17 protein-coding genes are annotated in these 21,331 nt (G+C 65.2%); 13 read left to right on the top strand and 4 right to left on the bottom strand.

What is annotated here, in order from left to right:
- Positions 1-74: 74 nt before the first annotated feature.
- Positions 75-1,118, top strand: coding sequence for an AAA family ATPase (locus FDY95_RS18275; RefSeq protein WP_138079972.1), 1,044 nt, complete (start codon positions 75-77; stop codon positions 1,116-1,118).
- 162 nt (positions 1,119-1,280) lie between these two features.
- Positions 1,281-2,651 carry a DUF58 domain-containing protein gene (locus FDY95_RS27185; protein WP_138079971.1) on the top strand — a complete coding sequence of 457 codons (1,371 nt, stop codon included), beginning with the start codon at positions 1,281-1,283 and terminating at the stop codon, positions 2,649-2,651.
- Positions 2,652-2,874: 223 nt separating this feature from the next.
- Here the strand turns inward: FDY95_RS27185 and FDY95_RS18265 are convergent, their stop codons facing one another.
- Positions 2,875-4,692, bottom strand: a complete 1,818-nt coding sequence (locus FDY95_RS18265; protein ID WP_138079970.1) for a hypothetical protein — start codon at positions 4,690-4,692, stop codon at positions 2,875-2,877.
- A 139-nt stretch (positions 4,693-4,831) separates the two neighbouring features.
- On the opposite strand from FDY95_RS18265, the gene FDY95_RS18260 reads away from it, so the two are divergent.
- Both FDY95_RS18260 and FDY95_RS18255 read left to right on the top strand, forming a co-directional pair.
- Complete coding sequence (locus FDY95_RS18260) at positions 4,832-6,895, top strand: beta-N-acetylhexosaminidase (protein WP_138079969.1); 2,064 nt, start codon at positions 4,832-4,834, stop codon at positions 6,893-6,895.
- A 97-nt stretch (positions 6,896-6,992) separates the two neighbouring features.
- Positions 6,993-7,901, top strand: a complete 909-nt coding sequence (locus tag FDY95_RS18255; protein ID WP_138079968.1) for a hypothetical protein — start codon at positions 6,993-6,995, stop codon at positions 7,899-7,901.
- Positions 7,902-7,906: 5 nt separating this feature from the next.
- On the opposite strand, the gene FDY95_RS18250 is transcribed toward FDY95_RS18255, so the two are convergent.
- Entirely contained in the window at positions 7,907-9,313 is a 1,407-nt protein-coding gene (locus FDY95_RS18250; protein ID WP_212744921.1) for a urate hydroxylase PuuD, read from the bottom strand.
- Between the two features lie 449 nt (positions 9,314-9,762).
- On the opposite strand from FDY95_RS18250, the gene allB reads away from it, so the two are divergent.
- The 9 genes from allB to FDY95_RS18205 all read left to right on the top strand — a co-directional run bounded on the left by allB (position 9,763) and on the right by FDY95_RS18205 (position 19,087).
- A complete protein-coding gene (gene allB / locus FDY95_RS18245; protein WP_138079967.1) occupies positions 9,763-11,097 on the top strand; it encodes an allantoinase AllB in 1,335 nt (444 codons plus the stop codon).
- Between the two features lie 6 nt (positions 11,098-11,103).
- Complete coding sequence (locus FDY95_RS18240; protein ID WP_138079966.1) at positions 11,104-12,345, top strand: allantoate amidohydrolase; 1,242 nt, start codon at positions 11,104-11,106, stop codon at positions 12,343-12,345.
- Positions 12,346-12,476: 131 nt separating this feature from the next.
- Positions 12,477-13,223: a (S)-ureidoglycine aminohydrolase gene (allE, locus tag FDY95_RS18235; RefSeq protein ID WP_138079965.1), complete on the top strand. Its 747-nt coding sequence runs from the start codon at positions 12,477-12,479 to the stop codon at positions 13,221-13,223.
- Between the two features lie 163 nt (positions 13,224-13,386).
- Entirely contained in the window at positions 13,387-13,893 is a 507-nt protein-coding gene (gene uraD, locus FDY95_RS18230) for a 2-oxo-4-hydroxy-4-carboxy-5-ureidoimidazoline decarboxylase (RefSeq protein ID WP_138079964.1), read from the top strand.
- An 89-nt stretch (positions 13,894-13,982) separates the two neighbouring features.
- Positions 13,983-14,324 carry a hydroxyisourate hydrolase gene (uraH, locus tag FDY95_RS18225; protein WP_138079963.1) on the top strand — a complete coding sequence of 114 codons (342 nt, stop codon included), beginning with the start codon at positions 13,983-13,985 and terminating at the stop codon, positions 14,322-14,324.
- 195 nt (positions 14,325-14,519) lie between these two features.
- Positions 14,520-15,956, top strand: coding sequence for a DUF6986 family protein (locus FDY95_RS18220; RefSeq protein ID WP_138079962.1), 1,437 nt, complete (start codon positions 14,520-14,522; stop codon positions 15,954-15,956).
- A gap of 161 nt (positions 15,957-16,117) precedes the next feature.
- Entirely contained in the window at positions 16,118-16,669 is a 552-nt protein-coding gene (locus tag FDY95_RS18215) for a hypothetical protein (RefSeq protein WP_138079961.1), read from the top strand.
- Positions 16,670-16,998: 329 nt separating this feature from the next.
- Positions 16,999-18,276, top strand: coding sequence for a tetratricopeptide repeat protein (locus FDY95_RS18210; RefSeq protein ID WP_138079960.1), 1,278 nt, complete (start codon positions 16,999-17,001; stop codon positions 18,274-18,276).
- A gap of 193 nt (positions 18,277-18,469) precedes the next feature.
- Entirely contained in the window at positions 18,470-19,087 is a 618-nt protein-coding gene (locus tag FDY95_RS18205; RefSeq protein WP_138079959.1) for a 3'-5' exonuclease, read from the top strand.
- Between the two features lie 181 nt (positions 19,088-19,268).
- On the opposite strand, the gene FDY95_RS18200 is transcribed toward FDY95_RS18205, so the two are convergent.
- Together FDY95_RS18200 and FDY95_RS18195 are read right to left on the bottom strand one after the other, a co-directional pair.
- Positions 19,269-20,003, bottom strand: a complete 735-nt coding sequence (locus tag FDY95_RS18200) for a hypothetical protein (protein WP_138079958.1) — start codon at positions 20,001-20,003, stop codon at positions 19,269-19,271.
- A gap of 417 nt (positions 20,004-20,420) precedes the next feature.
- Positions 20,421-21,164, bottom strand: a complete 744-nt coding sequence (locus tag FDY95_RS18195) for a hypothetical protein (RefSeq protein WP_171025739.1) — start codon at positions 21,162-21,164, stop codon at positions 20,421-20,423.
- Between the last annotated feature and the right edge of the window lie 167 nt (positions 21,165-21,331).

The raw sequence follows: 21,331 nt of genomic DNA, 5'->3' as shown, positions 1-21,331 counted from the left end.
TACACTGACTACTCTTTCTTTCGCCTGAATAGCCTGACGCTTTCTACTGCTGCTGCAGGCCCCGCTTTTTTCGCATGGAACCGACTCCCGACCACACCCCCGATACCGCGCCGCAACCCCAACCCGCCGCCCCGGCGGCTCCGGATACCCTCGGCCTCGGCCAGCGCACCGACCTGAGCCAGCTCGCCGGCACCACCGATGCGGTGCGCCGCGAAGTGGGCCGCGTGCTCGTGGGCCAGCACGATTTGATGGAGCTGCTGCTGGTGGCCCTGCTGGCTGATGGCCACGTGCTGCTCGAAGGCGTGCCCGGCGTAGCCAAGACGCTCACCGCTAAACTTCTGGCCCGTACGTTGGCCGTGCCGTTCAGCCGCATCCAGTTCACCCCCGACCTGATGCCCTCCGACGTGCTCGGCACCTCGGTGTACGTGCCCGCCCGCGGCAGCTTCGAGTTTCGCCAGGGGCCCATCTTCTCCAACATCGTGCTCATCGACGAAATCAACCGCGCCCCGGCCAAGACGCAGTCGGCGCTGTTTGAGGTGATGGAGGAACGCCACGTGACCTACGACGGCGTGACGCACCAGCTGGAAGCCCCCTTCCTGGTGCTGGCGACGCAGAACCCCATCGAGCAGGAAGGCACCTACCGCCTGCCCGAAGCCCAACTCGACCGGTTCCTCTTCAAAGTGCTGGTGCCCTACCCCACCCAGGAAGAGGAAGTGCTCATCCTGCAGGGCCACCACAGCGGCCCCGGCGGCCTGCCGCTGGAAGACGTGAAACCAGTGCTGGCCGCCCAGCAGCTGGCCCAGCTGCGCGCCCAGGTGCAAAAGCAGCACGTCGAGCCGCGCCTGTTCGAGTACGTGGCCAAGCTCGTCGGCCTGACGCGCACGCACAAGTCGCTGTACCTGGGGGCCTCGCCGCGGGCGTCGATAGCGCTGCTGAACGGCGCCAAGGCCCTGGCCGCCCTGCGCGGCCGCGACTTCGTGACGCCCGAAGACGTGCAGCACCTGGCGCCCCCGGTGCTGCGCCACCGCATTCAGCTCACCCCGGAGCGCGAGCTGGAAGGCCTCGGCCCCGACGACATCGTGCGCCAGCTGATTCAGCAGGTGGAAGTGCCACGGTAACTGCCTGACGTGGCAGTACGGCTCCAAAGTCGTACTGCCACTATCGTTGCGGACTGCTAATGCCGGCGGCCAGCAGTTCCTCATCAGGTCGCACTCCAATTGGCCTGAAAACGGGCTTCTTCCACTGTTCTGCTTTTCGCGAACTGACTGCTCGCGTTACTTATGTTTGCCTCTTCTCTCCGAGAATTTTTCCGCGCCCTGCTGCTGCCGCCGCGCCTGTTCGTGACGCTGGCGGCCGTGGTCGTGCTGCTGGCAGTGGCGCACTTCTGGCCGGTGCTGCTGGTGCCGGCGCAGGTGCTCACGCTGCTGCTGGCCCTGCTCACCCTGCTCGATGCCGGGCTGCTGTTTGGGCTGGGCCGGGGCGGCGGGGTGTTTGCGCGCCGCCTGCTGGGCCAGCGCCTCTCCAACGGCGACGACAACGACATCCAGGTGGTGCTCGAAAACCGCTACCCGTTTCCGGCCCGGCTCGACGTGGTCGACGACGTGCCGGTGCAGTTTCAGCGCCGCGACCTGCTGTTTCCGGTGCGGCTGGGCGCCGGGCACACCACCACGCTGCACTACCAGCTGCGCCCCACGCGCCGCGGTGAGTACGTGTTCGGGCAGACCAACGTGCTCGTCCGCTCGCCGCTGGGACTGGTGCAGCGCCGCTACCGCTTCGGCGAGCAGGACCAGACGGTGGCCGTGTACCCCTCGTTTCTGCAGATGCGGCGCTACGAGCTGCTGGCCGTATCGAACCGGCTGACGGAGGTGGGCGTGAAGCGCATCCGCCGCATCGGGCAGAGCCTGGAGTTCGACCACATCCGTCCCTACGCCCTCGGCGACGACCCGCGGGCCATCAACTGGAAGGCCACGGCCCGCCGCCCCGGCCAGGGCGAGGCGCTGCTGGTCAACCACTTCGAGGACGAGCGGGCCCAGCAGGTGTACTGCGTCATCGACAAGGGCCGGGTGATGCGCATGCCCTTCGCCGGCCTGGCCCTGCTCGACTACGCCATCAACGCCGCGCTGGTGCTCAGCAACATCGCCCTGATCAAGCACGACCGGGCTGGCCTTATCACCTTCGCCCACGAGCCCGGCGACGTGGTGGCCGCCGACCGCCGCCGCGGGCAGCTACCGCGCCTGCTCGAAGTGCTCTACCGCCAGCAGACGCGCTTTCTGGAGTCGGACTACGAGCGGCTGGCGGCGCTGGTGCAGCGGCAGATCAAGCAGCGCAGCCTGCTGGTGCTCTTCACCAACTTCGAGAGCCTGCACGGCCTGCAGCGCCAGCTGCCCTACCTGCGCCGCTTGGCCGCCCGCCACCTGCTGCTGGTGGTGTTCTTCGAAAACACCGAGCTGCAGCAGGTGCTCGACAAGCCCGCCGAAACCACCGAGGAGCTGTACGAGCAGACCGTGGCCGACAAGTTCAGCCAGGACAAGCGCCGCATGGTGCTGGAGCTGCAGCGCTACGGCATTCAGGCCTTGCTCACCGCGCCGCAGCACCTGACGGCCAACACCATCAACCGCTACCTGGAATTCAAGGCCCGCGGGCTGATTTGACGACTCAGCGGCAGTCATTGCGAGGAAGAATGACGAAGCAATCCTTCCTCTAGTAGCAGAAACGCCACAACTGGCACCAACCGAAAACGGCACCGCCCGAACCGGCAGATGCTCGTTTCGGGCGGTGCTTGTGCTACCGTAGTGCCGCGAGGGGAAAGATTGCTTCGGCTCCGCCTCGCAATGACTGCTACCCGCGCCGTTGGCTGCTGCCAGTGCCGTCGGCTCACTTCTCAAACGCTTCTACGCGCACGTCGTCGAGCAGCAGGCGCTGGCCGCTGCCGAAGTGCTCAAAGTGGAAGGTGACGTTGTCGTAGTCCTCGCCGCGGGGGCCTTTCAGATCGAGGTAGATTTCGCGGGGCCAGCCTTCTTCCAGCGCCCGTTGCAGGCGGATGTCCTTTTGCTTGAGCACCTCCTCGCCGCGGCAGTAGCGCACGATCAGGCGGTCCATCTTGTCGATGTAGCCGCGCGGGCCGCTGACCTGCGCCTGGGCCTTTACGCGCACCCACCGCACCTGCCTGGGGTCGATGGGCACGCGGTACACGATGCTGCGCGGGTGCTCGGCATCGAGCGGCAGGGAGCAGCGGCCCTGCAGGGCGGGGCGGCCGCAGCCCGCCGTGGTGTCCTGCTCGAAGTCGTGGCGCCACAGCTCGCGCACGTTCCGGCGTTCGGTGTCGTCAAGCACTTGGTCGCCGTTGTCGAGCAGCCAGCGCGCATCGGGGGCCACCTCGCGGCGGCCCGCGGCCCGGCGCAGGTATTGCCAGGTCATGCCGCCGCCCTCGCTCACCATGAGGTGGTTGCCGGCATAGCTCTCGTAGGTTATCCAGAAGTTGAAGTAGATGCCCAGCAGCAGGAAGACCGAGTAGGCCGCCGTACGCCAGCGCCGCGCCAGCACCCAGCCCAGGCCCGCCGCCATCGGCCAGGCCAGCACGGCATAGCTCTGAATCAGGGCGCGGGCGCCGAGGCCGCCGTAGGGCACGTTCCAGGCGAAGGTTACGTAGACGAAGAGCACGCTGAATACCAGCATGGGCCAGAACGCAGCTGGTGCGCGACGACGCAGCGCGGCGAAGCCGAGTACCGCCGTCAGCATCAGCGGGGAGTAAATCAGCCAGCCGCTGCGGTAACCCAGCAGCCCCAGGTAGAGGCCGTACGGGTTCAGCCAGTCGAAGCCCTGGTCCTGGTAGCTGTACACCAGCCAGCGGCCCGTCACGTAGTGCCAGTAGAACAGCTGCAGGCTGCCGACGGCGGCCACTATTAGCACGGCCGCCAGGAGCTTGGGCCAGTGCTGCCGCCAGAACGCCATGCGCTCCGCCAGAGCCGCCCGCCCCGGGCGCAGGCCCCAGAGCAGCGGCAGCAGCACCGCCAGAATTTCGGTGGGGCGCGTCAGCGCCATCAGCCCGCACACCAGACCAATACCCAGGGCCTTGCCCAAGGTGGGGCGGCGGTAAAACGCGGGCGTGAGCAGCAGCAACGCGGCGTAAAGCGTGAACAGCCAGCTATGCGTCATGCCCGGGGCGAAGGCGGCGTAGTTTAGGTAGTTCGAGCCCAGCACGATGATGACGAGCGTGAGGGCCGTGGGCCACTCGCCGAAGCGGCGGCGCAGCGCCAGCCAGGTCAGCAGCAGCCCCAGCACGGCCACCAGCTCGCCGCCGAGCAGGATGGCTACCTGGTAAGGGGGCGAAAAGCCGTCGGTGGGGTAGTTCAGGGCCTTGGCCGCCAGGTGGCCGGCGGCGAAGAAGGGCAGACTTTGCACGGCCAGGCCCATCGAGTACTTCATCACCTGGTGGCCGCTGAGCGAGTCGCGGAATACCTGGTTCTGGTAGGGGTCGGGGCTGTACTGGCGGGTAATTTCCGGCAGGAAGGTTACTTCCTTCAAATCCTGGTAGATGAAGGTGGCCGGCAGGTACAGGTAGTAGCCCGAGGCGTCCCAGGTCAGCACATTGGGCACCGCGGGCTGCGGCCAGGGCGGCGAGAAGGCCGTGCCCAGCAAGAACGTGATGCTGAACAGCAGCGCCCAGAACGACGGAGACTTACGCAGGGGCATCAACGAGGGAATAAGCCGTGAGAATGGCCCGGCAAATTATTCCAAAATTCAGCGGCCTCGGCGCCCCGGACCGAAGTTTGCAGCCCGCCGGGCCGCGGCTCGGGTGCCCGGGCCGCCGTTTTCCCCGTAAACTCGCCCCATGCTTCGTTTGCTTTTCCTGCTGCTGGCTTTGCCGCTGGCCGTTTTTGCCCAGCCTGCCGCCCGCCCCGATACCCGCCAGCTGATGCCCGTGCCGACTCAGCTGAGTTGGGGCCGGGCCCGGCTGTACTGGAAAGCCCCGCTGCGCCTGCGCCTGGAGCCGGGCGACGACCCGGCCGTGCGCCCGGCGGCCGAGCGGCTGCTGGCCCGGCTGGGTCAGCGGGCCGCCCACTCCCGCCCCGACGCCAAAGCGCCGCTGCTGCAAATCCGCTACGGCAAGCCGGGCCGCATGGAAAGCTTCGACGAGGAACGCTACAGCCTGCGCGTGACGCCTACCGGCGTGGCCATTGATGCGCCCACCAGCCTGGGTGCGCTGCGGGCCCTGGCTACGCTGGAGCAGCTGTTCACCTCCGAAGGCGGCAGCTATTACTTCCCCGAAGTGGAAATCCAGGACCAGCCCCGCTTCGTGTGGCGCGGCCTGCTCATCGACGCAGCCCGGCACTTCATGCCGGTGGCGGCGATAAAGCGCAACCTCGACGGCATGGCGGCGGTGAAGCTGAACGTGCTGCACTGGCACCTCTCCGACGACCAGGCGTTTCGGGTGGAAAGCAAGGTATTTCCGCGCCTGCACCGGGCCGGCAACACCACGCCCGGCTTCTACACGGCGGCCCAGATCAAGGACGTGCTGGCCTACGCCGCCGCCCGCGGCATTCGGGTGGTGCCCGAATTCGACATGCCCGGCCACACCACGGCCTGGCAGGTGGCCTACCCGCGCCTGGCCTCGCTCGACACCATTTACCCGCCCTACCAGAGCTGGCGCCTCTCCAACATTGCCCTCGACCCGACCCGGGAAACCACCTACACCTTCCTCGACTCGCTGCTGGCCGAGCTGACGCCGCTGTTTCCGGACCCCTACTTCCACGCCGGCGGCGACGAAAATGACGGGCGGCAGTGGCGGCGCAACCCGCGCATTGCCCAGTACATGCGCGCAGGCGGCATGGTGAAGCGCGACGGCACGGTGGACAAGCACGCCCTACAGACGCAGTTCAACCGCCGGGTGCTGGCCATGCTCACCAAATATCAGAAGAAGATGGTGGGCTGGGACGAAATCCTGGGCCCCGGCCTGCCGCCCGACGCCGTTATCCAGAGCTGGCAGGGTAAAAAGTCGCTCTACGCCGCCGTGAAGGACGGCCACCCGGCCCTGCTCTCCAGCGGCTTCTACCTCGACCTGAACCTGACCGCTGCCTCGCACTACGCCCCCGACCCCGTGCCCGCCGACGCCCCGCTGACGGCCGAGGAAAAGAAGCGCGTGCTCGGCGGCGAAGCAGCCATGTGGGCCGAATACGCCGATTCCGTGGTCCTCGATTCGCGCATCTGGCCCCGCGCCGCCGCCGTGGCCGAGCGGCTTTGGTCGCCGGGCACGGTGACGGACGTGCCCGACATGTACCGCCGCCTGCAGGTGGTGGCCGCCCAGCTGGAAACCCTGGGCCTGCAGCACCGCCGCGCCCCGCAGCAGCTCCTGACTATGATGGCCGCCGGCCAGAAAGTGGAGCCGCTGCAGACGCTGGGCGCCGTGCTGGAGCCGGTGAAGGAGTATAAGCGCCACTTCCAGGGCCGCACCTACACCCCGCAGACGCCCCTGAACCGCCTCGTCGACGCAGCACCGGCAGAATCGGAGGCGGCGCGGGTGTTCCACGCCACGCTGGATTCCTTGCTGAAAGCGCCGCGGGCCAAGCTCACCGAGCTGCCTCGCACGCCCGCCACGCAGCGGCAGCTGGCTTATTTGCGCCAGCAGCTGAAAACCTGGCAGCAGAACGACGCCCGCGTGCAGCCGCTGCTGCAGCTCAACCCCGACCTGCGCGAGTACGCCCCGCTCTCTGCCCAGCTCACGGTGGTTTCGACCCTGCTGCTGCAGCGGCTGGAGCAGCTGGAGAAGGGCCAGCCGGCCTCGGCGGAGTGGCTGACGGCCGCGCAGCAGCAGATAGAAGCGGCGAAAAAGCCCGCCGGACAGGCCGAGCTGGCCCTGGCCACCAAGCTGGACAAACTGGTATGGACGCAGCCGTAATGACAGTCGTTGCCAGGGCCAACCGGGCTGGCCATCGAACGGAAACCCCGCGCCGGCCGTAGCTTGCGGCGGCCGACGTGCCCACTCCTTCCCTGTTATGCGCCTTCCCTTAGTTGCCCTGGCGGCCCTCGCGGGCCTGGCCGCCTGCCAAACCGGCCAGCCCGATTCCGAACGCAACCCCACCACCGAAGCTTCCGCCGATACCACGGCGGCCACTGCCCCGACGCCCGCCATGGCGCCGACCAGGCTGGCCCGGCAGGTCAGCCCGCTCATCAACGGGGTGTGGGTGAAAGCCGCTTACCTCGACGCCCTGACGCGCACCCGCTCGCCCCAGGCCGTGGCCCGGACGCCCGCCGCAGCCGACATTACGGCCTTTGCCATCGACGTGAGCCGCCCCCGCGCCGACAGCGTGGCCTTCGACGCCATCCTGAACAACCACGAGGGCGGCGCGCTGCAGGTGTACCTGCGCCCCGGCCGCCGCGCCCAGTCCCTGCCCGTCAGCTACGTCGACTACAACGACGAAGGCAGCCGCTACGAGCTGAGCTACGGCCTGCAGGCCGGCGACACCGTGCTCCGCCTCGATAAGTACGACCTGCAAAACCGCCTGCGCCAGTCGGTGCCCTACCGCCGCATCCGCTTCCGCCCGACCAACACGCCCGACGAGCCCGCCCTGAACCAGGGCCTGGAACGCGCCGTGCGCCAGGCCGTGCTGGCGGGCCAGTACGCCGGCCGCGACTCGGTGGGTCGCCCCGTGCAGGTACTGCTGGCCGCCGACGGCCGCGTGACGGGCCTGCCGCCCTTTCATTCCTACGACGTCAACATCGACTTCATCGGGCCGGAAAGCAACCTAAACACGGTGCTGTTCAACCCCTACTCCGCCCAGCAGCGCACCCTGGCCTACCGCCTCAGCCGCGACACCCTGCGCCTTTACGCCGTGCGCCCCGACGCGGAGCACATCAATCTGCAGCCCGCCCGCCTGAACTACACCCTAGTGCGCCGCCGCTAGCCCGTTTACTCCGCCTTCGCGCCCTGCTCGATCCAGCAGCGGATCAGGTCGCGCTCCTCCTGGGTCATGCCGGTTTTGTTGTTCTGGGGCATGGTCTTGGTGACGACCACGCGCTGCATGATCTTGTCCTTGAGCCGGATGATGTCCGCGGGCGAGTCGTAGACCACTCCGTTCGGCGGCGACTTGAACACGTCGTCGGTGGGCGAGGCGGAGTGGCAGCGGAGGCAGCGCTGCTGCACGATGCCCTGCACCTGGGCTATCGACACGTTGGGCGTGCAGTTGGCCGCCGCCCCGGCGTCGGTTTTGGGTGCCGTCACGAAGGCCACGGCCAACAGCAGCCCGGCCGCCAGCGGGAAGACGATGCCGGTGGCCTGGTGCTTTTCGCGCAGGTTCAGCCAGTGCTTGATGCCGGCCGTGCCCAAGGCAATAGCGGCCAGCACCAGCCAGGGGTAGCTGTGGCCGAAGGTGCTCGGGAAGTGGTTGCTGACCATCACGAAGAGCACCGGCAGGGTGAAGTAGTTGTTGTGCAAGGAGCGCAGCCCGGCGTGCTTGCCCAGCTCGGGGTTCAGCGGCAGGCCCTCGGTGGCGGCCTTCACCATGGCTTTCTGGGCCGGAATGATGATGAAAAACACGTTGCCGACCATCAGTGTGCCGAGCATGGCCCCGAAGTGCAGGTAAGCGGCCCGGGCGCTGAACACCTGGCAGTAGAACCAGGCAAAGGCGGTGCAGATCAGAAAGCCCAGCACGGCCATCAGCGGGCCGTTTTTGACCAGCGGCGTGCGGCAGAGTAGGTGGTAGATAATCCAGGCCACCACGAAGGAGCCAATACCAATGCCCACCCCGGCCATCGGGCTGATATCGAGCACCTGCGGGTCGATGAGCATGGCCGAAGGGTTGAAATAGTACACCACGCACAGCAGGCTGAAGCCGGTCAGCCAGGTAAAGTAGGCCTCGTACTTAAACCAGTGCAGGGCCTTGGGTATTTCCTTGGGCGCGAGCTTGTACTTCTCCAGGTAGTAGAAGCCGCCGCCGTGCACCGCCCAGAGGTTGCCGGCCAGCTCCTCGCGCACGTTGTCGGTGCGGTTCAGGGCGTTTTCCAGGAACACGAAGTAGAACGAGGCCCCGATCCAGGCAATGCCGAAGGTCACGTGCATCAGCCGCACCACGATGTTGAGCCATTCCATCAGGTGCCCCTCGTAGGCCGAGCCGGCGGCGAAGTTGTAGCCCACGGCGAGCAGAAAAAGCACGGCCAGCACCGTGAGGGCGTAGGCGAAGCCCTGCATGGTCAGGCCGCCCTCACCAAGGGCGCCGCCGCGGCTGTGGCCCCGGGCCAGCCGGTGCAAAAACGCGCTGACGCCGATGACAACCAGGAACACCGCCAGCACAACCACCAAAACGAGAAGGGAAACCATAAACGCGTAAGCTTGGCCCTGACGTGGCAGAACCTGGTACTGAGAGAAATTCGGGCACCGAAGCGGTGCCTGCGAGAAACAAAGCGAACCGGTTCAGGAAGTTACGAGGACGTTTGTCATCCCGAAGCGTAGCCGAAGGACCTTTCTTGCATCCTGCACCAACCGAGAAGCGCAGCCACCAACGCCCTTTCGTCAGAACGTCATCACCAGGATTTAACCTTCAGTGCAGGGTGCGAGGAAGGTTCTTCGGCTGCGCTCAAGATGAGAGCGTTTGAACAGCACGGACTTACTGGTCGGGCACCGTCATCAAGACAGAAGCATATAAGCTAGCAGTCAGCACGTTGGCTAGCCGCGCGGCTCATTTTCAACTTTTCCGGGCGAAGAACCGCCGGGAGGCAGTGCTTCGTGTTTGAAATATTCTCATTTTGTAGCACAGTACGCCTGCCTTCATGCCAGATTTCGCAATAAAAAGTAAAAAAATTGTCACCCCGGCCGGTATTCGGCCCGGTGTGGTGCGCATCGAAGGCGGCCGGATTGCCGCCGTGCTGCCCGAACACGAGCCCGTCGGCGGCCCCGTCACGGATGTCGGGGAGCGGGCCGTGCTGCCGGGCGTCATCGACCCGCACGTGCACCTGAACGAGCCCGGCCGCACCGACTGGGAGGGCTTCGACACGGGCACCCGCGCCGCGCTGGCCGGCGGCCTGACCACGCTGGTCGACATGCCGCTGAACTCCAGCCCGGTCACGACCTCGGTGGCCAACTTCGAGCAGAAGCTGGCCGCCACCGCCGGTAAGCTGCACGTCAACTGCGGCTTCTGGGGCGGCATCGTGCCCGGCAACGCGGCCGAGGTGGAGCCGCTGCTGGCCCGCGGCGTGCTCGGCTTCAAGGCTTTCCTCACGCACTCCGGCATCGACGACTTTCCCAACGCCACCGAAGCCGACCTGCGCGCCGTCATGCCCCGGCTGGCCCGCCACGGGGTGCCGCTGCTGGTGCACTGCGAGCTGAGCGAGGACAACGATACCTGGAAGCAGGGCGACAAACGCTCCTACCCGAACTACCTCGCCTCGCGCCCCAAACACTGGGAAGACGAGGCCGTGGCGCTGATGATCCGGCTGTGCCGCGACACCGGCTGCCCCACGCACATCGTGCACCTTTCCTCCGCCGACTCGCTGGCCCAGATAGCGGCGGCCAAAGCCGAGGGCCTGCCGCTGACGGTGGAAACCGGGCAGCACTACTTGTTTTTCAACGCCGAGGACCTGCCCGACGGCCAGACGCGCTACAAGTGCGCCCCGCCCATCCGCGAGCGGGCCAACAACGAGCAGCTCTGGCAAGCCCTGCAGGCCGGCCTCATCGACTTCGTGGCCACCGACCACTCCCCCGCCCCGCCCGCGCTCAAGCAAATCGACACGGGCGACTTCACCACGGCCTGGGGCGGCATTGCCTCGCTGCAGCTGGCCCTGCCCGCGCTCTGGACGGCCGCCCAGCGGCGCGGCGCTACTTTATCGGACCTGGCCCGCTGGCTGAGCGAAAACCCGGCGAAGCTCATCGGCCAGGCTGGGCGCAAGGGCCGCCTCGAAGCGGGCTACGACGCCGACCTGCTGGTGCTCGACGCCGACGCGACGTTTACCGTGACCGAAGCCGGGCTGCACCACCGCCACAAGGTGTCGCCCTACGTGGGCGAGACGCTGCGCGGCGTGGTGGAGCAGACCTACCTGGCCGGCGCGCTGGCCTACCAGCGGCCCGACTTTGTGCGGCTCAACCTGGGCCAGATTCTTACCCGCTAGCCGCTCATGAGCAACTATCCGGAACGCGCGGCGCAGCTCATGCGCCGCATCGAGCAATTGGCCGCCATCAGCGAGGAAGCGGGCGTGGTTACGCGCACCTTCGGTACCCCGGCTTTCGTGCAGGGACGCGACTTGGTGCAGCAGTGGATGCAGCAGGCTGGCCTGGAGGTGCGCGTCGACAACATCGGCAACCTGCGCGGGCGGCTGGCCAGCGCCCGGCCTGGGGCCAAGACGTTCGTCATTGGCTCGCACATCGACACGGTGGTGAATGCCGGCCGCTTCGACGGGCCGCTGGGCGTGCTGCTGGGGCTGGATTTGCTGGAACAGCTGGCCGCCCGCCGCGCCGAACTGCCGTTTCACCTGGAGCTGCTGGCGTTCAGTGACGAGGAGGGCGTGCGGTTTCACACCACCTACCTGGGCTCCAAAGTGCTGACCGGCGCCTTCGAGCCCGACCTGCTCGGCCGCACCGATGCCGCCGGCATTTCGCTGGCCGAGGCCATTACCACCATGGGCGGCAACCCCACCCAGCTGGCCGCCGACGTGCTGCCCGCCGTCGAGTGGCAGGGCTACTTCGAGGCGCACATCGAGCAGGGACCAGTGCTCTGGGAGCAGCAGGTGCCGGTGGCCGTCGTCACGGCCATTGCCGGGCAGCGGCGGGTGGAGCTGACGTTTCGGGGCATGGCCGGCCACGCCGGCACCGTGCCGATGACCATGCGCCAGGACGCGCTGGCCGGCGCCGCCGAGTTTGTGCTCCTGGCCGAGCAGTTTGCCCGCGCCCACGGCCGCAGCCTGGTGGCCACCGTGGGCAAGCTGCAGGTGCCCCACGCGGCCAGCAACGTGATTCCCGGCGAGGTCGTCTGCAGCCTCGACCTGCGCAGCCCCGACGAAGCCGAGCTGGCCGCCGCCTACGAGCAGCTGCGCCAGCAGGCCGAAGCCCAGGCCACCCGCCGCGGCCTCACCCTCGACTGGCAGCTGGTGCAGCAAACCGCCCCCGTCAGCTGCGACGTGGCCCTGAACGCCGGGCTGCGCGAGGCCGTAGCCGCAGCGGGCTACCCGGTCATCGAGCTGGTCAGCGGGGCCGGGCACGACGCGGTGCCGGTGTCGCAGGTGGCACCGGCTACCATGCTCTTCGTGCGCTGCTACCGCGGCATCAGCCACAACCCGCTCGAAAACGTGGAGCCCGCTGACCTGGCCGCGGCCCTGCAGGTGGCCGAGCAATTTCTGGCCGGGCTGATTTCTGCCGGCTAAACCGCTTACTTGTCATTCGTCCCCGTTGCTCGGGCGCTGCCGCCACGGTAAGCGGGCTGTTTTTCCCTTATTCCGAACCCGCGGCCGGGCTTTGTACTGGCCGCCTGCTCCTTTCCCACCTCACGCCTTCCATGGAAATTTCCGCCCTTACCCGGTCCGTCGTCAAGCGCAACCACGCCATCATTGCCCCCGATGGCTACATCAACAGCAACGTGCCGGGCTGGACCAACTGCACCGTCAACGTCATCATCAACGAGCAGATGGGCGCCCGCCTCTGCCAGACGCTCATTACCCTGCGCGAGGGCGGGCAGCTGCTGGGCCGCACCGAAGCCAGCCAGATTTTCTTCTACGTGGTCGGCGGGCAGGTGCAGGTCACCGTCGACGGACAGACGCGCACTTTGGCTGAGGGCCAGTACGTGTACGTGCCCACCGGGCAGGAATACCGCTTCGAGCAGCCCACCGAAGGCACGCAGGTACTAACTTTTCACAAAGTGTACGAGCCGCTGGCAGGCCACGACGCGCCGGGCGTGTACTTCGGCGAGCGGGACTTGAGCAAGGCGCCCGTCTACATGAACGACGAGGCCCTGCGCATTCAGGAGCTGCTGCCCAACGAGCTGGGCTTCGACATGGCCGTAAACATCTTCACCTACGGCACCGGCGGCCACCTGCCCATGGTCGAAACCCACATCATGGAGCACGGGCTGATGTATTTGCAGGGCCAGGCCATTTACATGCTCGACCAGCAGTGGTACCCGGTGAAAAAGGGCGACTCCATCTGGATGGCGCCCTACTGCCAGCAGTGGGCCACGGCCATGGGCCAGGAGCCCTCGGTGTACATCTACTACAAAAACGTGAACCGCTTTCCAACAACGGTGTAGCGGATAAAACAGAACGTCATCCTGAGCATGTTGCGCATCAAGCAAGGGACCGAGACATCTCGCTCGATAGTAATTCCAATCGTTGGGCACTCCCTGCGTCAGCACGCGAGATGTCTCGACAAGCTCGACATGACGTTCAGATACGACGTTCAACTATCCTACCATGACTCTCGACGAACTCAACCACCTCGACCGGCCGGCCCTGGCCGAGGCGCTGCGCAAATGCTGCGGCGCCTCGCGCTGGGTGGAGCAGATGCTCGACGTTTTCCCGGCCTCGGACAAAGAAACCCTGCTCGACCACGCCGATAGCATCTGGAACAACCTCGGCCCCGACGACTACCGCGAAGCCTTTACCCACCACCCCAAAATCGGCGACCTGAACGCGCTGCGCGAGAAATTCGCCAGCACCAGCGCCTGGGCCGAGGGTGAGCAGGGCGCCGTGCGCCAGGCTTCCGAAGATACCCTGCAAGCCCTGGCCGAGGGCAACGCGGCGTACGAGCAGAAATTCGGCTACATCTTCATCGTATCGGCCTCGGGCAAATCGGCCGAGGACATGCTGCACATCCTGCAGGCCCGCCTGCTCAACGACGCCGACGACGAAATCATCCTTGCCGCCGACGAACAGCGCAAAATCACCCGGCTGCGGCTGGAAAAACTTCTTAGTGCCTAGTATCTGGTGCGTAGTGCTTAGGTCGTTCTGCTGCCAGCACTCTACTCACCAAACACTAAGCACCAGGCACTAAGCACCAAGCACCAAACATGAGTCAGCTTACCACCCACATTCTCGATACCACCAAGGGCCGCCCCGCCGCCGACGTGACGGTGGTGCTCTACACCCCGCTGCCCGGCGACGGGTGGCTGGAAATGACCCGCGGCGTGACCAACCAGGATGGCCGCGTTCCGGACCTGCTCTCCCCCACCATGCGCCTGCCGGTGGGCCCCTACAAGCTGAAATTCTTCACCCAGGAGTACTTCGAGCGCACCAACGCCACGACCTTCTACCCCTACGTCGAAATCGTCTTCACCGTCTCCGACGCCTCGCACTACCACGTGCCGCTGCTGCTGAATGCCTACGGCTACAGCACCTACCGCGGCAGCTGATTCAAGTTCTTTCGCCCGTCATACAGCGCAAAAAGAACGTCATTCAGAGCATTCTGCGCATCAAGCAGAGTCGAAGAATCTCGCCGAATAGCATTCATCTCGTTGAGTTGATTACTATCAGATGTTAGCGCGCGAGATGTCTCGACTTCGCTCGACATGACGGGCAGTTTTGCCTAATTCCCAGCTCCTTCCCACATGCACCTCAGCCTGCCCGAATCCGATAAAAACCAGCTGCTGGAGCAGCTTGGCACCGCCAACCTGAAATTTCAGCGCACCTACCCCGGCGACCGGCCCGACCGGCAGCCGGTGCACACCGTCTACGGCGGGGCCAACCTCTTCAAGGCCGACACCTGCCAGCGCATGGGCGACATTGCCCTCAACAGCCTGCAGACCTACGCGCCCAACTTCGTCGAGCTGGCCCGGGTGCTGCGCCTCGAAGGTCACGAGCACCTGCCCACCCTGGCCGCCGAGGTGGCCGACCTCACCGCCCGCCTCGACGCGATGAGCGAGGCGGAACGCAAAAAGGAGCACGCCTGGCTGGCGTATTCGGTCTACAACAAAGTGTTGCGCAAGCTGCGGACCGAGGCCGTCGAAGACTTCCGCATCGACTTCGAGGACGGCTTCGGCAACCGCCCCGACGACGAAGAGGACGCCACCGCCGTGCAGGCCGCCAAGGAGCTGGCCAAGGGCATGCAGCAGCTCACCGTGTCGCCCTTTATCGGCATCCGCATCAAGCCCTTCACCGAGGACCTGAAGCAGCGCGGCGTGCGCACCCTCGACATCTTCCTGACCACGCTGCTACAGGAAACCGGCGGGCAGCTGCCCCCGAACTTCGTGGTGATGCTGCCCAAGGTGACCATCCCCGAGCAGATGACCACCATGGTGCGCCTGTTTGAGCTGCTGGAGCAAGCCAACGGCCTGCCCGCCGGCACCCTGCGTATGGAAACGATGGTCGAGGCCACCCAGATCATCATGGACGAGGAGGGCCGCAACCCGCTGATGCGCATCATCCGCGCCAGCGAGGGCCGCTGCATTGCCGCCCACTTCGGCACCTACGACTACACGGCCTCGGCCGGCATCACGGCGCGCTACCAGACCATGGCTCACCCCGTCTGCGACTTTGCCCACCACATGACCAAGGTGGCGCTGGGCGGCACCGGCATCTTCCTCTCCGACGGGGCCACCAACGTGATGCCCATCGGCCCCCACCGCGGGGAGGCGCTGACCTACGAGCAGTTGCGCGAAAACCGCGAATCAGTGCACAACGCCTGGCGACAGGGCTTCGCGCACACCACTCACTCGCTCATCAACGGACTCTACCAGGGCTGGGACCTGAACCCGGCCCAGCTGCCGATGCGCTACGCGGCCACTTACACCTTCTTCCTGAGCAGCTACTCGGATGCGCTGCACCGCCTGAAAACCTTCGTGGAGCGCGCCGCCATCAGTACCCTCACCGGCGACATTTTCGACGACGCGGCCACCGGGCAGGGCTTGCTCAACTTCTTCCTGCGCGCCCTCAACTGCGGCGCCATCACCGAGGAGGAAGTGCTGGCTACCGGCCTGACCACCGAGGAAATTCAGTCCCGCTCGTTCTACCGCATCCTGCAGGGCCGCCGCCAGCAGCCGGCCTAGAGTACAGCAGGAATTCCTATTCGTCATGTCGAGCGCAGCCGAGACATCTTGCTCGATAGTAATCTGCTCGTTGAACAGAATTTACTATCGGGCGTCAGCACGCGAGATGCCTCGGCTGCGCTCGGCATGACGTTCTTAATGGTACTCAATAATTCCTCCCCATGATTCGTCGCCTCAAAGTGCTGGCCGGGCCGGAATCGGTGCTGGCCATCGGGCGCACCAAGAAGTCCCTGCGGCGCGACATGCTGTGGCTGGGCCTAGCCCTGCTGCTGGCCGCCGCTTGCCTGCTGGTCGAGTTCGTGACGCTGCTGCGCGAGCCCGCGCCCGACTACCTCAGCCTCGGGGCCGTGGGCCTGGGCGCGGTGGTGCTGGTGCTGCTGGCCGGCCTGCTGCGCCGCCTGCGCCGGCAGCTGCTCACCCGCGACCGGATCATCTTCGACCGCAGCCACGGCGTGGTGCGCCGCAACGACGAGGCCCCGTTCTGCTCCTTCGACGACATCAGCCGGGTGGTGCTGGAGGCCGTGCACGATACGGAGGACCATTTCTGCGGCTACCTGCTCTACGTGGCCGCGCCCGCCCGCGGGCGGCTGGTCATCGGCGAAGGGCTGGCCAAGGGCAAGGATCTGGCCGTGGCGGAGCAGATTGCGCAGTTTACCGGCAAGCCGCTGGAGCGCGTGGGCGAGCTGGCCGCCGACCGGCTGGCGCATCCATAAGTAGCCCGTAATCAACCCAATCGGCAGCCGTGCTCAACGACAGGAAGTACAAAAAACAGGACCAGTAAACCACATATTACTAATAACTTATCCTTGCCACCGGGCTTGAATAAGTCTGAATCGAAACTTCGCCCCCGCGAGCAAGCTTATGGACAGCAATCAGAGGCTACCCGCTGGCATTGATGCCGTTTGGCCCCTTGGGGGTGTGGGCCGGCGGGCCGCCGCTCGGCGGCCCGCTGCAAATTCGCCTGCGCCGAACTGCACCTGAACGCGTAGCTTTACGTACGAGAACAGTCATTACCCGCCGGCAGAATCCTATTTTGAACCTGATGAACCGTCTCCGTCGCCTTTTCCCCGGCAACTGCATCGGGCTGCTGCTCGGTTTGTGGCTGCTAGCCGGCGGCGCGCAGGCCCAAACGCCTGATACCACCCGCACTCCCAAACCCATCCGCGACGTGACCCTCGACAACGTCGACGTGGCGCCCGGTGCGGTGGATACCAAGGGCTGGCTGCTGCTCAACCAGGACATTGCCACTGAGCTGGACGGGGCCGTGCAGAACCTCTACAACTTCAAGTATGACAAGGCCGAGCGGCAATTTCGCTCGCTGCGGCGGCGCTACCCCAACCACCCCATGCCCTACTTCCTGATGGGCCTGAGCACCTGGTGGAAAATCGTGCCGACCAACGTGCAGACCAAGCTGTACGACAAGCCCTTCTACGCCTACATGGACACGACCATTGCCAAGGCCGAAGCCCTGTACGAGAAGGACAGCAAGAATTACGAAGCCTGCTTTTTCCTCTCCGCCGCCTACGGCTTTGCCGGCCGCCTGCAGGCCGAGCGCGGCAGCTGGCCCAAGGCCACCGTCAGCGCCCGGCGGGCCCTGAAGTACCTGGAGCTAAGCCAGGAAGCCAACGGCCTGAGCCCCGAGTTCCTGTTCGGGCAGGCGCTGTTCAACTACTACGCCGTCTGGATTCCCGACAACTACCCGCTGCTCAAGCCGGTGCTGCTGCTCTTCCCCAAGGGCGACAAGCAGAAGGGCCTGCAGCAGCTGCGCAACGTAGCCGACAACGGCGTGTACGTGGGCCCCGAGGCCAAGGTATTCCTGATGCGCATCCTCAACAACGAGGAAGGCAACCCGGTGCAGGCCATGCCCATTGCGCGCAACCTGGCGGGCAAATACCCCGACAACGGCTACTTCCAGCGCTTCTACGCCCTGCTGAGCTTCAACGAGGGCGAGTTCAAGGAGTGCGAGCGGGTGAGCCGCGAAATCCTCGACAAAATCAACCGCGGCATGCCCGGCTACGAGGGCATCAGCGGGCGCTACGCCACCTATTTCCTGGGCTGGCTGATGCAGAATAAGTATAAGGACCAGGCCAAGGCCAAGGACTACTACCAGCGCTGCATCGTGTTTTCGGAAAGCACCGAGGACACCCGCGGCGGTTTCTACCTCTACGCCAACCTCAACCTGGCCCGCATGGCCGATAAGGCTGGTGACATCAAGGAAGCCCGCCGCTATTACACCGAAGTGGCCGACATTGCCGACAACAAATCGGCCAACCAGAAGGAGGCCAAGGCCTACCTGAAGACGCACAAGCTGAAAAAGTAAGGTAGCGCAAACTATTAGTTCGCGCAGCCCGGAGCGGGCGTCGTTGCCGGCGCCGGCGGTGCTGGTCGTTCCGGAATACGCGAACCTGTCACGGCACCCGTTGCGGGTCGTTCCGGAATACGCGAACTGAACGTTCGCGCTACAGCCCTGCCTTGCGGCGTCGTACCTTGCGGGTCTTTAGCCCCTGCCCGCCATGCCGCAACGCATCCTCCAGGACCTGCACGAGGTCAACTTCACCGCCATCGACTTCGAAACGGCCACCGAGCGGCGCGACAGCGCCTGTTCCATCGGCTTGGTGCGGGTGCAGGGCGGCCAGATCGTGGATACCCACCAATACCTGATCCGGCCGGTGGAGCTGCGCATGGCGCCCATGAATCAGCGCGTGCACGGCATTTCGCTGCAGCAGGTGCTCACGGCCGCGCCCCTGCCCGAGCTGTGGCCGGTGCTGCACCCCTTCATCGAGGGGCAGCTGGTGGTGGCCCACAACGCGCCCTTCGACGTGAGCGTGCTCGAACACTCCCTGCGCGCCTACGCCGTGCCGGTGCCCGATTTCCACAGCCTGTGCTCGGTGAAGCTGATGCGCGCCAGCCACCCCGGCCTGGATTCCTACCGCCTCAACAATCTGGCTGCGCACTTCGGCCTCACCCTGAATCACCACGACAGCCTCTCCGACGCCGTGGCCTGCGCCGAGCTGGCCATCCGCGCCCTGCGCAGCGGCCACCCGTTCCGCTGGGCCCTGAAGCAGCGCGAGCTGACCAAGGGCATCGGCAGCCCGAACAAGCCCCGCGTGGCGCGCACCTGGCGGTGGTAACGGAGTCGCTACAACGGCTATAGTATAAACAGAACGTCATTCCGAGCTTGTCGAGGAATCTCTCGTGTTTAGCCAGATAGTAAACTTCTCGTTCAACGAGAAATATGCTATTGGACATCAGCACGCGAGATTCCTCGGCTTCGCTCGGAATGACGTTCTGTTATTGCTATTCCTACGAATATCAATTCACAGCGAGGGCGGGCACGCCGGGCAGGGCGGCGGCTTGCTTTTCGGCGGCGGTGGCGTGGGTGCGGGCGCCCAGCAGGCCCTGGTTGAAATAGTCGCCGGCGGCTTCGGGGTGGGCTTTGTGGCGCAGCAGCAGGGTGAGCAGGTTCACGAACAGCTGCTCGGCCAGGGCCACGCGCTCCTGCTGGCCCTGGGTGCTGCTGTCCTTGGTAGTGCCGCTTTCCAGCAGCTGGCTCTGGCGCGAGTCGGCCACGTCTTGGAGAAGGGCGCGCACGTCCTTGGCCAGCTTGGCGCCTACGGTGGCGGCATGCTCGTCGGCCACGTTGGCGAAGCGGGCGGCCAGGGTTTCGAGGCCGTCCTTGCCGGCGCGGCGGTACTCGGTCACGCCCTGGGGGTAGAAGGCGCGGTAGCCGGGGGTGTCCTCGCCACGCACGGCGCCGTCCTGGCTGAAGGTATCGGCGATGACGCCGGCTTTGCGGGAGATGAACTTGAGCAGGTTCTTCATGGCCGCGTCGTTGCTCAGGCGCTTGCCCTGGCCCTTGGCCTTGGAAGTGGCGTTGGCCTTGACGGCCTCCTGTAGGGCTTTCAGCGCGGTTTCGGTGGGTTCGAGCAGGGCGTCCTGGGCGTCTTTGGCCCGCAGGCGCTCCAGGTGCACCTGGGCGTACTGGGCGAAGCGGCGGTGGCTCAGCTGCGAGTTGGCGAAAGGATTGTTGAGGAAGTGACTGATCATGGTAAGCAGAATTGGGGTTATGGTTATTGGTTGCCGATATATAGGATTATCGGCAGATAATAGCAAGCTAACCCGCTGATTTATTAGCTTTTTCGGTGCAATAGGCTTCTTGTCCGGACAAGACAGCAGTTGTTCACGAGCAGAAGCCTTCTTGTCGGGACAAGAACCCAATTGCTAACGAGCAACGGCACTCTTGTCGCGACAAGACACCCGTTGCTACTGAGCAAAGACACGCTTGTCGGGACAAGAGCCCATTTGTCAACGAGCAAAGGCTGTCTTGTCCGGACAAGAAGTCATTTGTCACTGAGCAACGCCATGCTTGTCCGGACAAGAGTCACGTATGCGACGGACCGGCCCTTACAAACGAGCAGCAGGCTACTCGCCCTGACGAGCAGCCCGCTGCCGCCGTAGCCTGCGTTACTTGAGCCGCCGCAGGCGGGTGACTTTAAAGTCATGGCCTTCAACCTCGGTGTAGCTGCTATATGTTCCAGTTAGAATGCCCACACCCGGCCGGTAGACGAATGTTTCTGCCCCATTCATCCAATTAGGACCATCCATTAGACCGGGGGGGTAGGTCCAATAGTAATAGAGGCTCTTCTGCCGCCGCGCCAATAACAGCTTGGAGGCCATCACACTCGTGAACATTCCATCGTTTATGTTGAAAAGGAGCCTAGCTGCTTCTACTGCTTGATCAAGTTGTGCTGAGGCAAGAGCCGGGGCCAGGGTGTTGATGGTCACGTTGTCGGCTTGCCCAAAAAGCAGGTCTGGCACGGGCAATACCAAAAATGATTCAGTTAGAGGCGCCCCGGTGAAGGTTTGCCGCTGGCCTCCCAAAGTCAGTACCGGCTTGATGCTGGTATAGCGCGTGATGTCGTTGTACTGAGGGTGGCCTTGATGCTTGTAAAAATCAAGCCGGGCCACACAGTTAGCCAGAAACGCCTTGGGGTCGAGCAGAGGGGCCCCATCGTAATCTTGCCACAACATTCGGGGGGAATCACCTTCAACGGCGGCAAACACCAGCAACAGCGAGTCCCGGTCGTAGCGCACCGGCAGACGGCTGGTCACGCCGTATTGGTCGCGCAGCTCGGCCAGGCTCATGCTCACATTCACCAGCACCGTACGCCGTGGCACTTTGTAGCGGGAGCCTTCCGATTCCACCACAAACTTGCGGCCCGGTAGGGCGGCTATATCGAGGTAGCCGCGCAGGTCGGCGGGCTTGGTGGGCTGCTGGGCTATGGCGGCGGTGCTTAGTAAGAGCCTGTTGGGGAATTAAGGTAGTCGGTTGAGGCAGAGCGTCACGTTGGCCCAAAGAATCCACGCCGCGTGGC

The sequence above is a fragment of the Hymenobacter jeollabukensis genome (assembly GCF_005771675.1).
Classification (GTDB): domain Bacteria; phylum Bacteroidota; class Bacteroidia; order Cytophagales; family Hymenobacteraceae; genus Solirubrum; species Solirubrum jeollabukense.
The sequence above is the reverse complement of the archived record's forward strand: the minus strand, read 5'-3'. Positions and strand labels throughout refer to the sequence as shown.

Excerpts from the sequence above, each read along its gene's own strand:
- FDY95_RS18275 (WP_138079972.1), top strand. The coding sequence starts at position 75 with ATGGAACCGACTCCCGACCACACCCCCGATACCGCGCCGCAACCCCAA.
- FDY95_RS27185 (WP_138079971.1), top strand. The coding sequence starts at position 1,281 with ATGTTTGCCTCTTCTCTCCGAGAATTTTTCCGCGCCCTGCTGCTGCCG.
- FDY95_RS18265 (WP_138079970.1), bottom strand. The coding sequence starts at position 4,692 with ATGCCCCTGCGTAAGTCTCCGTCGTTCTGGGCGCTGCTGTTCAGCATC.
- FDY95_RS18260 (WP_138079969.1), top strand. The coding sequence starts at position 4,832 with ATGCTTCGTTTGCTTTTCCTGCTGCTGGCTTTGCCGCTGGCCGTTTTT.
- FDY95_RS18255 (WP_138079968.1), top strand. The coding sequence starts at position 6,993 with ATGCGCCTTCCCTTAGTTGCCCTGGCGGCCCTCGCGGGCCTGGCCGCC.
- FDY95_RS18250 (WP_212744921.1), bottom strand. The coding sequence starts at position 9,313 with ATGGTTTCCCTTCTCGTTTTGGTGGTTGTGCTGGCGGTGTTCCTGGTT.
- allB (WP_138079967.1), top strand. The coding sequence starts at position 9,763 with ATGCCAGATTTCGCAATAAAAAGTAAAAAAATTGTCACCCCGGCCGGT.
- FDY95_RS18240 (WP_138079966.1), top strand. The coding sequence starts at position 11,104 with ATGAGCAACTATCCGGAACGCGCGGCGCAGCTCATGCGCCGCATCGAG.
- allE (WP_138079965.1), top strand. The coding sequence starts at position 12,477 with ATGGAAATTTCCGCCCTTACCCGGTCCGTCGTCAAGCGCAACCACGCC.
- uraD (WP_138079964.1), top strand. The coding sequence starts at position 13,387 with ATGACTCTCGACGAACTCAACCACCTCGACCGGCCGGCCCTGGCCGAG.
- uraH (WP_138079963.1), top strand. The coding sequence starts at position 13,983 with ATGAGTCAGCTTACCACCCACATTCTCGATACCACCAAGGGCCGCCCC.
- FDY95_RS18220 (WP_138079962.1), top strand. The coding sequence starts at position 14,520 with ATGCACCTCAGCCTGCCCGAATCCGATAAAAACCAGCTGCTGGAGCAG.
- FDY95_RS18215 (WP_138079961.1), top strand. The coding sequence starts at position 16,118 with ATGATTCGTCGCCTCAAAGTGCTGGCCGGGCCGGAATCGGTGCTGGCC.
- FDY95_RS18210 (WP_138079960.1), top strand. The coding sequence starts at position 16,999 with ATGAACCGTCTCCGTCGCCTTTTCCCCGGCAACTGCATCGGGCTGCTG.
- FDY95_RS18205 (WP_138079959.1), top strand. The coding sequence starts at position 18,470 with ATGCCGCAACGCATCCTCCAGGACCTGCACGAGGTCAACTTCACCGCC.
- FDY95_RS18200 (WP_138079958.1), bottom strand. The coding sequence starts at position 20,003 with ATGATCAGTCACTTCCTCAACAATCCTTTCGCCAACTCGCAGCTGAGC.